The sequence below is a fragment of the Thermoleptolyngbya sp. C42_A2020_037 genome (assembly GCF_015272455.1).
Taxonomy (GTDB): domain Bacteria; phylum Cyanobacteriota; class Cyanobacteriia; order Elainellales; family Elainellaceae; genus Thermoleptolyngbya.
Genome location: NZ_JACYLP010000036.1, coordinates 1 through 13,866 on the forward strand (window position 1 = coordinate 1; position 13,866 = coordinate 13,866).

General features: G+C 56.6%; 14 protein-coding genes and 1 pseudogene. 9 read left to right on the forward strand and 6 right to left on the reverse strand.

Annotation, left to right across the window (positions count from 1 at the left end; translation table 11 throughout):
• The 6 genes and pseudogenes from IGS16_RS12030 to rsmA form a co-directional block, all read left to right on the forward strand.
• Window positions 1–295 (forward strand): annotated as a pseudogene (locus IGS16_RS12030) (hypothetical protein); the annotation flags it as partial.
• Between the two features lie 341 nt (window positions 296–636).
• On the forward strand, window positions 637–912 hold the full coding sequence (locus IGS16_RS12035; protein ID WP_297085730.1) for an Asr1405/Asl0597 family protein: 276 nt from the start codon (window positions 637–639) through the stop codon (window positions 910–912).
• 7 nt (window positions 913–919) lie between these two features.
• The gene (locus tag IGS16_RS12040) at window positions 920–1,561 is read left to right on the forward strand and encodes a (2Fe-2S) ferredoxin domain-containing protein (RefSeq protein WP_297085731.1); all 642 of its coding nucleotides are present in this window, start codon (window positions 920–922) and stop codon (window positions 1,559–1,561) included.
• A gap of 407 nt (window positions 1,562–1,968) precedes the next feature.
• A complete protein-coding gene (locus IGS16_RS12045) occupies window positions 1,969–2,760 on the forward strand; it encodes a hypothetical protein (protein WP_297085733.1) in 792 nt (263 codons plus the stop codon).
• A gap of 409 nt (window positions 2,761–3,169) precedes the next feature.
• Window positions 3,170–3,505: a hypothetical protein gene (locus IGS16_RS12050; RefSeq protein WP_297085735.1), complete on the forward strand. Its 336-nt coding sequence runs from the start codon at window positions 3,170–3,172 to the stop codon at window positions 3,503–3,505.
• Window positions 3,506–3,555: 50 nt separating this feature from the next.
• Entirely contained in the window at window positions 3,556–4,395 is an 840-nt protein-coding gene (gene rsmA, locus IGS16_RS12055; protein WP_297085736.1) for a 16S rRNA (adenine(1518)-N(6)/adenine(1519)-N(6))-dimethyltransferase RsmA, read from the forward strand.
• A gap of 183 nt (window positions 4,396–4,578) precedes the next feature.
• Here the strand turns inward: rsmA and IGS16_RS12060 are convergent, their stop codons facing one another.
• Window positions 4,579–5,031: a hypothetical protein gene (locus tag IGS16_RS12060; protein ID WP_297085738.1), complete on the reverse strand. Its 453-nt coding sequence runs from the start codon at window positions 5,029–5,031 to the stop codon at window positions 4,579–4,581.
• Window positions 5,032–5,232: 201 nt separating this feature from the next.
• On the opposite strand from IGS16_RS12060, the gene IGS16_RS12065 reads away from it, so the two are divergent.
• Together IGS16_RS12065 and IGS16_RS12070 are read left to right on the forward strand one after the other, a co-directional pair.
• Window positions 5,233–5,742 (forward strand): peptidase C15, encoded by a 510-nt coding sequence (locus tag IGS16_RS12065; protein ID WP_297085740.1) that lies wholly within the window; start codon window positions 5,233–5,235, stop codon window positions 5,740–5,742.
• A gap of 13 nt (window positions 5,743–5,755) precedes the next feature.
• Entirely contained in the window at window positions 5,756–7,117 is a 1,362-nt protein-coding gene (locus IGS16_RS12070; RefSeq protein WP_297085742.1) for a DUF3370 domain-containing protein, read from the forward strand.
• A gap of 775 nt (window positions 7,118–7,892) precedes the next feature.
• Here IGS16_RS12070 and IGS16_RS12075 read toward each other — a convergent pair.
• Complete coding sequence (locus tag IGS16_RS12075) at window positions 7,893–8,792, reverse strand: DUF3365 domain-containing protein (protein ID WP_297085743.1); 900 nt, start codon at window positions 8,790–8,792, stop codon at window positions 7,893–7,895.
• A gap of 87 nt (window positions 8,793–8,879) precedes the next feature.
• Here IGS16_RS12075 and IGS16_RS12080 point away from each other — a divergent pair, with 87 nt between their 5' ends.
• Complete coding sequence (locus IGS16_RS12080; RefSeq protein ID WP_297085745.1) at window positions 8,880–9,767, forward strand: PhnD/SsuA/transferrin family substrate-binding protein; 888 nt, start codon at window positions 8,880–8,882, stop codon at window positions 9,765–9,767.
• Window positions 9,768–9,801: 34 nt separating this feature from the next.
• On the opposite strand, the gene IGS16_RS12085 is transcribed toward IGS16_RS12080, so the two are convergent.
• The 4 genes from IGS16_RS12085 to IGS16_RS12100 form a co-directional block, all read right to left on the reverse strand.
• Entirely contained in the window at window positions 9,802–10,683 is an 882-nt protein-coding gene (locus tag IGS16_RS12085) for an SMP-30/gluconolactonase/LRE family protein (protein WP_297085747.1), read from the reverse strand.
• Between the two features lie 190 nt (window positions 10,684–10,873).
• Window positions 10,874–11,683, reverse strand: a complete 810-nt coding sequence (locus tag IGS16_RS12090) for a glucose 1-dehydrogenase (RefSeq protein WP_297085748.1) — start codon at window positions 11,681–11,683, stop codon at window positions 10,874–10,876.
• A 181-nt stretch (window positions 11,684–11,864) separates the two neighbouring features.
• A complete protein-coding gene (locus IGS16_RS12095; RefSeq protein ID WP_297085749.1) occupies window positions 11,865–13,088 on the reverse strand; it encodes an MFS transporter in 1,224 nt (407 codons plus the stop codon).
• A 173-nt stretch (window positions 13,089–13,261) separates the two neighbouring features.
• Window positions 13,262–13,456 (reverse strand): hypothetical protein, encoded by a 195-nt coding sequence (locus IGS16_RS12100; RefSeq protein ID WP_297085751.1) that lies wholly within the window; start codon window positions 13,454–13,456, stop codon window positions 13,262–13,264.
• Between the last annotated feature and the right edge of the window lie 410 nt (window positions 13,457–13,866).

The following is a 13,866-nucleotide window of genomic DNA, read 5'->3' on the forward strand; positions in this document are numbered from 1 at the left end:
CTTCCCTCCTGGCTTTCATCTCAGCCTGCCACCGTTTTGTCAGTCAAGCAGGTTGCAGGAGTCTGTTCAATCCAAACCTGCTAGCTCTAAGCCTGCTAAATCCAAACCTGCGGAGCCGCCCAGCACCCGTCCCAGCTCGCGACCAGAGTTGGTTAGCCCTACTGCCCAGCCTGCGCCACTTTCGGAGCCAACTGCGCCGCTGGAGCCTGTCGATCTAGCGCCAGTAGAGCGATCGCCCCTGCTGGATTTGGTCGCGCCTGCCGCGCCAGAGCGCCTCCCCTTTGAAGAGGAGTGAAGCATTTCTATCGCACACTCACTCAGGATTTAGATCAATCTTGGAAGTAAGTTTTAATCTAGAAAATCGCTGAAACGACCGTTTGAAGAGGCTTTTGGACTTGTTTAGGCAGCAAGTTTGACGGTTTGCTAATGAAAATAGTTTGCAAAAAGATCCAGTGAGCGTCTATCCTGGAAATAGGAGCTATTGACTTTTATTGTCAATAGAGTGCTGGCTATTGATGATGGAGCGCTGGTTACGGCGTGCTGCTGATAAAGCTCACAGAGCGCTCTTTAGACGTACTTTAAGTACTCGTTGCCCTTCCTTCTGCAAATCTTCACTGACCTGCTGACGCTGGATTGATGAACCCGACCTTCCCGCTCACTACCGAAGCCACAGCCGATTCCGACGCTTCAAGACTGCCAGCGATCGCTATATCTCGGGGCGATCGCTGGCAAGTCTACCACCGCCTCCGAGATCTCGATATTCCGGCATACTGTTTTCCAGATGGGATGCTTCGGGCCGACGTTTCTACGCCCCTGGCCGCCCTCCAGGTGAGGAGCGTAATTTACCAAATCACTGCCTCTCGCAAAGATTTAGTTGAACTATTAGACCGCTGCTGGCGCGTCAAGGGGTAATTCACTTATGGGCCACAAAAGCGAAAAAACACCGTTTCAGATCGAAGGTCGATTTCTAGGACTGGTGGTAAAAGACGGCTACAAGATTAAGGGATTGCGCCTGTCTACAGCAGTTGGAGAACTGTACATTAAGCTGTCGAAAGAGGCGCGGGCAAGCTGTCAGCGGGTGCTAGTGCCAGGTGAGTGGCTCCAGGTCAGCGGCTATCAGCAGTTGGACTATGGCGAGGGGATGGTCAAGTTTAAGGCAGACCATATTCGGGTTGCGTCGCCCAGTGCTGACTTGGCAGTCCCTGAGCGAGCAAGCCGTGGCTTAGAGCAGTCCATCCCAACCGTTTCTCCGGCGCAGCCAGCGGCTCCTGCACCCAGCACTGGTAGCACGATTCTGTTTTGCCAAAAGTCGGACTGCTGCAAGCGTGGCGGCTGGGCTGTTACCGAAGCGATTCAGCAAGCCCTGGGCGATCGCCAACTGGATGACCAAGTAAAGCTCAAAGGCACAGGCTGCATGAAACAGTGCAAAGCCGGGCCAAACGTCATCATCAACAAAACGCGCTATAGCCGAATCCGTCCAGAAGACGTGCCGCAGATCATCGATCGCCATTTTCCAAAAGCAGCGGATGAACCGACTTCGGCGATCGCCGACCGAGGCTAGTGTTAATCCTCTATGCTTCCTGCGTTGCCAGTCGAAGGTGCTATCGGGCTGAAAGAAGACCCCCAACAGCCCAAACTAGAGATTTTTGAGAATCGCAGAGCATTGCAGAGCATTGCTGAAATCTGGCGCTGTTCAATGGGTAGCCTCATTATCGGCCTCATGCTCTGATGTTGAATAGATGGTTCAATCAGGCTCTCAGCGTTCTCTTATCTTTCTCTTATGGCGCTTTTAACCGGCCATCATTTGACTGTCATCCACTCCATCCATCATGAATAGCAGGCTGAATGCCTAAAGATCCTTGACAGGAACGCAAGCCAGAACGTAACGCTGATGGCTTTTGTTCACTCATGCAGGTACTTTGCTTCAGCCGAGCTGCGTTGTGATGTTGATTTTGGAGATGACTTGAGATGAATACGCTGGAACACAAAAAGCTGGAAAGTCGAAATGTATGGATGGGCGCTGCCCTGGCGCTCGTCGCTGGATTGACCATCGCCCCAAGTGCGATCGCCCTGCCTGAGGCCGGACTCGCCTCCTCCTCGTCCTCGATCCTGGTTGCCCAAGCCCTGACCAGCACGACTGGAACCGTGATCGATGCCGACACTCGTGAAGACACAGTCCGTCTGAGACTTTCGGATGGCAGCATCCGTATGTTTTCTCTGTCTGCCCAGGAGCAGCGTCAACTTGGACTAGAGCGGGGTGCCGACGTGATGCTAACGATGAGCGGTAACCGCATCATCACCATGACTCGCCTGATTTCTTCTTCCCCAGAAACTAGCACCACCGCCACCGTTGTAGATGCTGACCCCCGCGAAGACACGGTGCGGCTAAGACTGGCAGACGGCAGCATCCGCATGTTCTCGCTGGCGGCTCAGAAGCAAGGTCAGTTGGGACTGGCCCCCGGTGCAGAGGTGATGTTGACGATGAGCGGCGATCGCATTGTCACCATGATGCGGATGGTTTCGGTGCAGCCCCTAGAACAAGTGGCGGCCACGATCGTCGAGCTAACCCCCCGGCTCGATCGCATCCGAGTCCGTCTGGCCGATGGCTCGATTCGTCTGCTATCCCTTTCGGTTCAGGATCAGGCTCGTTTAGGGCTGCGGAATGGCTCGGCCGTGACCTTGACCACTCGCGGCAACCGGATTGAGACGATGACTTCCAATAACCAGGTTGCAACCGTAACTGACCCAGGTCAGTCCTGAGGATTTGCCCTGGGTGTTTGACTCCGACGGCACGGTAGCGGACGACTGGGACACAAAAAATTAAGGAGAAACTCCCGAAAAACTCTCCAGGGTTCGCTTAGTCCCGGTTGCTATCCGATTCACAGCAGCGTTATCGATCAAGAGCTTTGATCCCTTGATTTCTTTAATCGCCTCTGTAATAGCCCGTGATAGATTGTTTGCTTAACTTCCGCAAATCGTTGTACAGCCGCTCTGTGCAGCGATTTTTTAATGCCGTGTTGCAGGGCAATGATCTCCAACTTGAAGCCTCTAAATCTTTAACCCTGACCCCATTCTTACCTTTCAGGGCGATAGATTGGCGCAACATACTACAGGTGTATTACGATAGGGCCAGTTCTTTTAGGAGGCTTTACGAAGGAGGCCCTGTACAATGCACACCCTGAACCGCACATCGACTACTGAAATGGAAGTGACCAGCATCCGGCTAGAGCGATCGCTCAAGGAGCGGCTCAAAGAAATTGCCGGGAGCCAGGGCTATCAGGCGCTAATTCGGGAGGTGCTGTGGCGCTACGTGCAGCAAAAAAGCGGTGAAGCCCCATCCCTCCTGTCGCGGGACGAGATTCAATCTAGTGTAGCGGCGATCGCCCATCAAGAAACCCACTGCGCCCTCACAGGCACCTTGATCAAGCCCCGCCAACAAATGCTATTGGGGCTGACGCTTCAGGGAGACATGGTGCCCCTCAGTGTGGGAAGCTTGGACTCTTAGCCAAGACGATGGGTTAAGAATCTGGGCAAAAACTATATCGACGGCTGCCGATGGCTCCTCGCACACGAAAACAATTTGGGCAACACTGGCTCCGCAGCGATCGCACGCTTCAGCAAATTGTGGACGCTGCCAGCCTATCAGAGGGCGATCGCGTCTTGGAAATTGGCCCCGGCACGGGCATCCTGACGCGCCGCCTCTTGCCCCTGGCCGCAGCGGTGGTGGCGGTAGAAATTGACCGCGATTTGTGCAAGCTGCTGGCCAAGCAACTGGGGGAAACGCCCAATTTTCTGCTGCTGCAAGGGGATTTTCTGTCGCTGGATCTGGACACGCTGCTGGCCAATTTTCCCCAGTTTCAGCAGCCCAACAAGGTCGTTGCCAATATTCCCTACAACATCACCGGGCCAATTTTGGAGCGACTGCTGGGCAGTATTGCCGCACCCAATCCGCGCCCGTTTGACTCGATCGTGCTGCTGCTGCAAAAGGAAGTGGGCGATCGCCTCTGCGCCAGCCCTAGCAGCAAGGCCTACGGCGCGTTGTCGGTGCGGGTGCAGTATCTCGCTCAGTGCGATCGCATCTGTCACGTCCCCGCCAGCGCCTTTCAGCCGCCGCCCAAGGTCGATTCCGTCGTTGTGCGCCTGACCCCGCGCCCGTTTGTCCCCGCCGCTGCCGATCCCAAGCACCTGGATCTGCTAGTCAGACTGGGCTTTGCTACCCGCCGCAAAATGCTCCGCAACACGCTGCAATCTGCGGTGGACAAGGAGGAGCTAGGGCCATTGCTGGAGCGGCTGGGGCTGAATTCCCAGGCCCGTGCCGAAGACTTGAGCGTGGCAGATTGGGTGGCGGTCAGTAATGGGGTTAGAGGGTTGGAGAGAGTAGGAGAGGAGGTTTAGCCCAAAAAAAACAGCCTGGCAATAAGTCAGGCTGCGAGTGTGTATTAATGTCTAGATCTAGATGTCTCTAAGTCTAGATGGTCGTCGGATCGTCCGGATAGGTGGCTGGATGGGTTAATTGAAAATAACCCCAGGGGCGATCGCCCTATTTGCAGACCCCCATTTGCAGACCTACTGATGAGTCTACTTGCGGCCCACTGGTTCTGCGTCCAGATCTTCGACAGAGCCAGAGGGGCGCTCTAGGGCGATCGCCGGAACGACGATGGCAAAGGGCTTTTCTTCGATGAAGCTTGCTTCGGCATCCGCTTCAGCAGTTGCACCGGGCACAGCTACAGGCTGGAGCTTGCGGGCGCGGTAGGCCTTGAGGGCAAAGGCTCCTCCTGCGAGGGCGGCGATCGCCACAATGCCGCCACCCAGCAAGCTCATCCGGTTCACATTGGGCGAGTCGCTGAGGGTGTCAACGGGCGTAGAAGGGGTATCCGTCAGCGTCGTAGTCGTGGGATTGGACTTGGCAAAGCCGCAGGGAGTGGCAGCCGCAGGCAGAGACAGCAAAGCCGCTCCGGCAAGCGCCAGGGCAGAAGCCGCCGATAGAACAGACAATTTCGGGCTACGGTTCAGGCTTGCATTCAAGCTCATGCTGTCCTCCAAGGGGGTTAAAGGCGTTTAGTATCGTAACCAAACGGAAATTACAGAACAGTTTACGGAACTTGAGAAATTTTGCAATTTATCTCTCAGCTTTTAATCATTTGGCGCTCGGCTCAAGGCTTCCAGAAGCGTCCTGTCTGATGTAAAACTGATAGGGCGATCGCCCCTCCGCAGTTCTATGACTGGAATTCTGTGACTCGAAAAATTCTGCTCACCTCATTCACCACCTGGAAACCCGAACAGCCTTCCAACTCGTCGGATGAGCTGCTGGAGGACTTGTTGCAATGCGATTTGGACTTTCTGGACTCGCTGCACGTTCTGCGGAAGTTGCCTGTTGATTTTGAGCAAGCGCCCCAGCTGGCGATCGCCCACATCCAGCAAATCCAGCCCGATTTGGTCGTCTGCTGCGGCATGGCAGAAACGCGCGATCGCCTGAGTCTAGAAGTGCAAGCAGTAAAGGGCAATTGCGTCCTCAAAACACCGCTCGACTTGCCCCGCCTCGCCGCCGACCTGCCCCACACCGACCTCAGCCACGATGCCGGACGCTTTGTGTGCAACGCGCTCTATTTCTCCCTGCTGGAACATGCCCAGATATCCCAGCGTCCCTGCCTGTTTGTCCACATTCCCGTTCTCACTGCTGCCAACCGCCAGCCCATCCTGCAAGACTTTTGCCAGGTTCTCCATCGTCTGATTCACCTTTAGTTCCGATTAAGCCGTGCTATTTTTCCCGCTGCTATTCGCTCCCCAAGTTCTCGCCCAAGCGCCTGCCCCCACGCCCCAAGAAATCGTCGTGCCACGAGAGGTGCGCCCTCTGCCGGGGCAGCTTGACGACACACTCCAGTTCAACAGCAATAGCCCGGAACTGGTCGGCTCGGAGGGCATTTTGCTCTCCACCTTTCCGCCTGCGGACAAGCAGCACCCCGCCGCCCATCTAAACGTGCCGCTGGCGGGGCGGTTTGATGTGTTTGCCCATCATGTGTTTCGGGCGGTGTCGCCGGATAATCTCACCAGCCTGTATTTGGGCATTGTGCTACACAATCCGGGAGCGCAGCCTGTCACAGTGCAGGTGATCAGCGCCGCCAGCTACCTGAGCCAGCCTGATGCGCCGTTTATCACCCTGCCGGGATGGGTAGAAAATCCCGATGGCAGCGTGTTTGCTGGGCCGGGCAGTCGCGCCATGAGTGACGTGCTGCGAGGGCGGCGTGGCGAGGTCTTCCCCGATCGCCTAGTGATTCCGCCGGGGGGCTATCAACTGCTGCTGAATGCGCCGATCCCGGTGGCGACGCTCGACCCGCCGCTGAATGGGCGATCGACTCTGGCGCGGCTGCGGAGTGATGGCCCGGTGTATGCTGCGAGTTTGGCCCTATTTGCCCGCCGCGATGTTGATGGAAACGAGCAAGCGCCGACGCTGGAAGACTGGGTAAGCCTGCTGGAAGCAGGGGATTTGGCAGTTCCGCGCGATCGCCCCCCCACTCCACCGGGCGAACCGGGCGCAGTCATCTACGGTCGAGTGGCCGGCGTGGCGCGAGGATCTCGCTGGGCCGCGCGAATCACAGACGAACCCAACGGCCCCCACCTCAGCATTCCACCTGCGGGCGCAGGCGTTTCGTACCCGTTGAGTAGCTTGGTGGCGGGGCGACTGGGCACGGGCCAGATTCAGACCGCGCCGCTGATCGTGCGCTACGACGACACCGCCTACGCTGCCCACGGCAACTACGCCGTAGAGTATGACCTGGCGCTGCCGCTGCATAACCCGACCGACCAATTGCAGCGGGTGGCGATCGCCCTGCAAACCCCCATCAAAGAAGACACCCTCAGCCAAAACGGGCTGCGCTTTTTTGAGCCATTGCCAACGCAAACCTTCTTTCGCGGCACGGTGCGGGTGCGCTTTTTCGACAGCCGCGGGCTAAACCGCACGCGCTATGTGCATCTGGTGCATCGACGGGGCGATCGCAGCGCTCCCCTGGCCGTCCTTGACCTGCCGCCGGGGGGTCGCCGTCTCGTACAGGTGACGTTCCTCTATCCGCCCGACGCAACCCCGCCGCAAGTGCTGACATTGCAAACTCTTAGGGATTAGTGAGAGCGAAATCAATACAAGACATTAAGCTTTCCCCCAATATTCATTTGATTTAGTAAAATTGAATACAGAAAGTAAGTTTGAAATAGCCATTCCGTTTCCCGAAATTGCTTGCCGAAACGTTGTATCTAACGGTGTACCCAAGCAGCCAGCTCAAATAGCCAGTATGAACGGCCAGCACGAATAGCTAGCGTTGTGTTCAACTCTGTGCCTAATTCATAGAGCTTGGTTTTTATAGAGGCTGGTTACGAAGGGTGATTCCTTGGAATTGCTATCACAACTGCCTGAGTTCTCGCATCGGGGAGCGATCGCGCTATCTGCGCTTGCCTACTTTCGCCACACCAGTTTTCTGCTGATCGGCTTTCTGCTGATCTCACGGGCGTTTCCCCCCTGTTCGTATCAACTGTTCGCATCAACAGATTTCCAGAACTATTCAGAGAAAAAATAGGAGAGTAAAAAATGCCTACCGATGTTTCCACTGGTCTCGCCATCATTGCCATCGTCTGCCTTGCTTCGGCTGCCCTGTCGCCCGTGCTGATGTGGATTCTGCCCGATCGCACTCGCGTTGAAAAAGCATAGGCTTGACCTGTTTGGTTTTCTTCGCTGATCCCCGGCTTCTATGGAGGCTGGGGATTCGTTTTTCTAGCGTTTCTAGGCGCTTGCCCGTGGGCGCATCCCAGTTCTGCAAGTTTGCCCTCATCCCCCAACCCCTTCTCCCGCTTTGGGAGAAAGGAGCCGGATTGGAAGTCCCTAATCCAAAATCGATGTACCTTTCCTACTCCCGCTGTCCCAGCATTTCCATCGCCATACTGAGGCTCGTCTTCATGCGGTTAAACGCCGCCGCGAGTTTGCCAATTTCGTCATTGGATTTTTGCTGAAAGTCGGCATCCATATTGCCCAGGCTGATTTCGTTGGCGACCGTCGCCATGCCTTTGATGGGGTTAATGACGGCCCGGCGCAGCAGCCAGTTCAGCAGCGACATCACCAGCAAAAACGCGCCTGTCACGATGCCCATAAACAGCAGAAAGGCGCGGCGGGCGCTGTCGATCACGCCGCTAGCAGGGACAGAAATCATCTGTGCGCCGACGATTTCATTCAGTTGCCAGCCAAAGCCGTTTTCGCGGCCGTAGGTGGTGAGCTGACTCTTAGGCGCGGCTTCTGGGGTGCTGTGGCAGCGCAGGCAGCTTTCTTTGGTAATCGCAATGGGCTTGGCGGTGTAGTAGAGCCGTCCCGCAGGCGACTGGCGATAGCCAGAGAGTTCTTTGAGATTGGCATTGCTGCGAAACTGCTCGACAATGGAGGCTTCAAAGGTGTCAGCTTTGTCGCGCAGGTTGGTGGGATTGAGCGTGGCTTCTTTGTAGAAAAAGTCGGTATATTCAGGGCTTTTTCGCAGGTTCTCAAACACTTCGCGGGCAGAATAGCCCGGCACGGTTTGCGGCAAAAATTCGGATTCCGTTTCCAGTCGGGGAGCCAGTTCTGGGTTGATTTGCTCGGAGGTATAGTCTCGAACAGCAAGCATGGTCTGCATCAGGATGTTAGCCTTGCCCACCACGGCTTGCTCGGCATCCCGGTTCAAAATGCGGGAAAAGGCCAGGCCGCTGAGGGCGATCGCCACCAGAAACACCAGCAGCAGCAGCAAGTTAAACTTTCGGCTCAGGTTAAGGCTTTGCAACATTTGAAAAACCTGGAATCTCGCTATATTGCCTGATTCCAATGATATGTTTCGGATCAGAAAATTTTGTATTTTCGCCGGATTGCCTTAATGAACACCCTCTCTCGCCGCACCCTCCTGCGCCTGTCGGGTCGGGCCTTGCTGACTCAGAGCATGATCGGGTTGCTCTCGGCCTGCGATGGCCGGGACAGTTCTACTGCAACCAAGCTGGATAAGCTGACCGTGGGCGTGGTCACCTATGGCGAAGGGGCAAAGTCCATCGACCAATATCAACCGTTTTTGGACTATTTGCAGGCCCAGACCAAAATGCTGGCAGAACTGGAGCCAGCCTATAACGAGGTAAAAGCCGTCGAACAACTCCAGCGACAGGCCTGGTCTTTGGCCTTTGCGCCTCCGGGTTTGGCGGCGATCGCCCTCTCTCGCGCCCAATACCTGCCGCTGTTTCCGCTGGAGGGGGTAAACAACCTCAGTTCCGTCCTAGTAGTGCGCGACGACAGCCCAATTCAAGACCTCAGCGATGTAAATAAAAGAATTGTGGCGCTGGGGCAGCCGGGGTCTGCAACGGGCTACTACGTGCCGCTGTATGAACTGTATGGCACCACGCCATCGGAAGTGCGGATCGCCTCCACGCCCGCCACCGTGATGGAGTGGTTGGCAAATCAGGAAGCCGACCTGGGTGCATTAGCCCGAGACGAGTTTGACCGACTGCGGCCGCAGTTCAGCCCCGCAACCTTCCGCATTGTGCGGGCCAGTCGCCGCATTCCCTCCGGCTCTGTGCTAATCAGCCCTGCCATCGACCGCAATCAGCAGGCGGTGATCCAAAAAGCCATGAGCGAGGTGTTGCCCACCATTGCCCAGCAGGTCGGCTATATTCCCAACGCCGCGCCGCCCGATTACACCACGCTGATTGAATTCATCGAAAAGGTGCGACCGATCGAGGCGCATATCAGTGAAAAGCCAGCCCGACTCTACGAATGAGGCAGTGGGTCAAGATGAACTGCAAGGCCCGGCCTTATGCCCTGCCAAAGCGATGGGCGGGTAGCCCTGTGACATCTGTCTGCAAGCAGAACAAGTCGCCTGCATAAAAGCCGGCCTGAATTTCCGCCTGGCTCAGCCCCACCGAAGCCGTCGTGATATAGAGATCCGTCAGCCCTGCCCCGCCAAAAATGGGACAGGTGGGACGCTGCACGGGCAGCGGAATGCGCTGTAACTCCCGACCCGTCGCATCACATTTCACCACACACCAGCCATCCCACAGCGCCGACCAGAGATTGCCCTGAGTGTCGATCGCCAATCCGTCAGGTTCTACGGGTTCATCGCCCAAATCCACCAGCACCTGGCGATCGCCAATCGTTCCCGTCGCCGCATCAAAGCGGTAGGCAAAGATCTTCCGCTGGGGCGAATCCGTCAGATAAAAGGTGTCTCCCGCCGGGTTCCAGCCCAGCCCGTTAGAAATCGTCAAGCCAGTTTCCATCGTCTGCCAGGAGCCGTCTGGATCGTAGCGATAGAGAGCCGCCTGTCCCGGTTCCGGGCTAATCGACCCGATCCAGAAGCGCCCTTGGGCATCGCATTTGCCATCGTTGAAGCGCGTGCCAGGACAGTCAAACTCGGCGGTATACAGCGTTTGCTGCGTGCCCGACTGGGTATCCAGCAGCGCCAGCCGATTGCCAAGGGCCATCAAGATTTGCTGCTCCCCGGCCAGGGCGATCGCGCTGACCACATCACCCACGTCAAAGAAGCGATCGCGCCCCGTCGCTGGGTCAAACTGATGCACCCGATGGTTGTAGATATCCACCCAGTAGAGCAACTGAGCATCCCAATCCCAAAGCGGACACTCTCCCAACCGGGCGCGGGCGTTGAGGACGTTTTGAACGGCAGTTGCAGTTGGATTCATGGAGCACTGATTGGGGATTTTGGATTTTGGATTTTGGATTGGCGGCGATGGGCGGAAGATTTGGGCAGATCAGGCGCTTTGTTAGCCTTTGATTAACCTTTGATTACCGGATTAACCTGATTACCGGATTAACCTGATTACCGGATTAACCGAGTTTTCAGCGCCTTAGCTCCTCCGCCTTTGCTGCTCACTAAGCCGACCAGGCCTCGCGAAAATCGGCATATAGCGTCAAGCCACCGTCGATAAAGAGGGTTTGCCCAGTGATGTAGGCGGCTTCGTCGGATGCCAAAAACGCTACGGCAGCGGCCATCTCGTCCGAGGTTCCGGCTCGACCCATTGGAATGTGGCTTTCCACCTGGGCGCGTTTTTCTGCGTCTTCTGTCCAGGCGTTGTTGATGGGGGTGACGGTGGCGCCAGGGGCGATCGCATTCACCCGGATGCCCTGAGCCGCATACTCCAGCGCCAAGGTCTTGGTCATGTTTTCCATGCCGCCTTTGCTGATGGAGTAGGTGACGTAGAGGGGGCGGGGAATGATTTCATGGACGCTGGAAATGTTGATAATCACGCCGGATTGTCCCCGATCGAGCCAGTGCTTGATCGACTCTCGCGCACAGAGAAACGCGCCCCGCAGATTCACGTTCAGGATGCGGTCAAAGTCTTCTGCGGTGACTTCGTGGGCGGGTTTCTCGGTTTGGATGCCTGCATTGTTAATGAGAATGTCGAGGCTGCCCAGTTTTTCGATTGTGGTGGCTATGATCTGGCGGATGTCATCCTCTTTGGACACGTCGCCCTGGATCAAGAGCGATCGCACGCCGCAGGCCTCAACCCCATTGCAAGCGGTCTGCATGGCTTGAGTTTGGGTGTCTTGGGCTGCGTCTGGGTTGCTGCGATAGTTGATTGCAACGTTGCACCCTTCCTGCGCCAGCCGAATGGCGATCGCCTGTCCAATGCCCGAAGAAGCCCCCGTCACCAGGGCCGTTTTTCCTTGTAATCCCTTCATAAAGCCTCGCTATAAATGGCGATGAGTGAATGGCGAAGCTGCAACCCACCGTCTCAAGGGGGCAGGATCATCGATTCACGTCATGTTCCAATGGCTATGCGCTTGGGAAGCGCAGGCGCAACCCTGTCTCCAAAAACCTCATTAGCCTAACCTTTTCGGCGCGTGAGGGAGTGTGTGCTAGTTAACTTGGGGAATCTACGGCATAGATATCGTCCCCGCGACCCAGCGCAAACCGCAGCGAGTGGGGCGCGTCCTTGGAGGACAGCGTGAAAAAGAGCAGCAGGGCGATCGCCGTTAGCACCGCCGACCAGCCAAAAATTGCGCGAAAGCCGACCCGATCGGACACTGCCCCCAGCACCGGCCCCGCCATCGCAATCCCGACATCAAACCCCACCATGCACAGGCTAAACATACGACCCCGCTCGTTGGGCAAGGCGCGATCAGCCATCAGCGCTGCAATCATGGGAATCAGAATGCCCGCGCCCGCCCCTTCTAGAAAACCGCCCAGCAGAAACTCCAGGGTGCTATCTGCCTGCCACAGCACCACCATCGAAAGGGTATATAGCACCAGACTAAAGCTGATGAACGGGCCGCGTCCGTAGGAGTCCGACGCTCGACCCACGGGCAGGCGAATCGTGAAGCTGGCGATCGCCGCCGCCGTATACAGCAGCCCCACGTTAAACCTCACGCCCGACTCGGCCACCAGCAGCGGCACAAACGTCGTCAGCGCCCCAAACGATAGCCCCACCAGCAGCAGCACCAGCGCAGGCGTTCGCACCGCAGGATGAGCAAGCTGCAACCAGAAATTTTCGCGGCGATGGTGTTGCGCTGCTGGGTGCTTTTCAATGCGCGGCTCCCGAATCGGCAGCAACAGCGCCAATCCCAGCAGACCCAGCGCTGCCGATGCCAAAAAAGTCGCCTGATAGCCCCAGGCAGCTTGCAAAAAACCGCCCATGGCCGGGCCCAGCCCCATGCCAATCGGGTTTACCAGGCTCATGTAGCCGATGAGTTCGCCCCGATGCTGGGGGGGAGATAGATCCACTACCAGCGCACTGTAGGCTAGCGCAAAGGCAGCAATGCTCAGCCCGTGAAAGGCCCGCACCGCCGCCAGTTGCACCATCGACTCAGCAAAAATGTAGATTAACGGGGCGATCGCCACCACGGCCATGCCCAACAGCAGCGTGATCTTGCGTCCCCGATTATCGGCAAGCCGCGCCAACTGTGGCCGCGACCCCAACAGCCCAATCGCAAAACAGCCCATCACCAGCCCCACCCTCTGCCCCGTCGCCCCAGACGACTGCACATACAACGGCAGGATTGGTAGCAGCGATGCCAGCGATGCCCAAAAGAGTAGCCCCGAAACAAATAGAGACCCCAGATTCCGTCGATCGGACGGGCGAAGCATGGAAAAAACTTTCAAAACGAGACTCCCTCAGCGATGGCGGCTCAGTCCCGATACAGCAGCCTTTCATCTTCATCATAAGGCTACAATTCTTAATAGATCTCCTAACGGATCTCTTAACAGAGCTGGAATCGCTGAGGGAGTGGTCTGGCATTGGGAACCGCAAGCCAGGAGACTCAAACTGAAACCGGCGCAGAAAGCTGGCGGATGCAGCCATCGCCAATCGCATCTTCTAGCAACGACAGCAACATACGATCGCGCTGCGACAGGCTTCCTGAGGCAACCAAGTCGGCAATTCGAGCCTGCATTGCGGGCGACAACTCGCCAAACTCAAGCGCTGTGCGAACGCAAAACTCTAAGTCGTTTGTCACAGGTACACTCCAGTCCAACATGGCTGCATGGTCTTTAAGAAAACATAAAAGATGGGCGATCGCCCTCCGTAGTTTCCAATGGGTTACGCCCTCAAGGGACTGCGGAATTCCCCTACGTAAATTAACGGAACCCAGAGTAAATAGAGCATGAACAGAGCAACTACTAACGCATCTAATCCGCAAGATCAATGAGCGACTCCGTTTCTACACCTAATCTTCAATGAAGTCCGGGGTTCGATCAAGGGGGCATGACCCTATTTTCACGGAGATGCTGCTCTCTAAGCGGCTAGCTAGCGATCCATCAGGGATCGAATCGGGGGGCAGCAGCAGTCGGAGTCAAGGTGGCAAGCTGGCCGGGCGATCGCCCTTCCCAGACCTCCCGGATATTCTTATCCCACAAAATTGGGCTG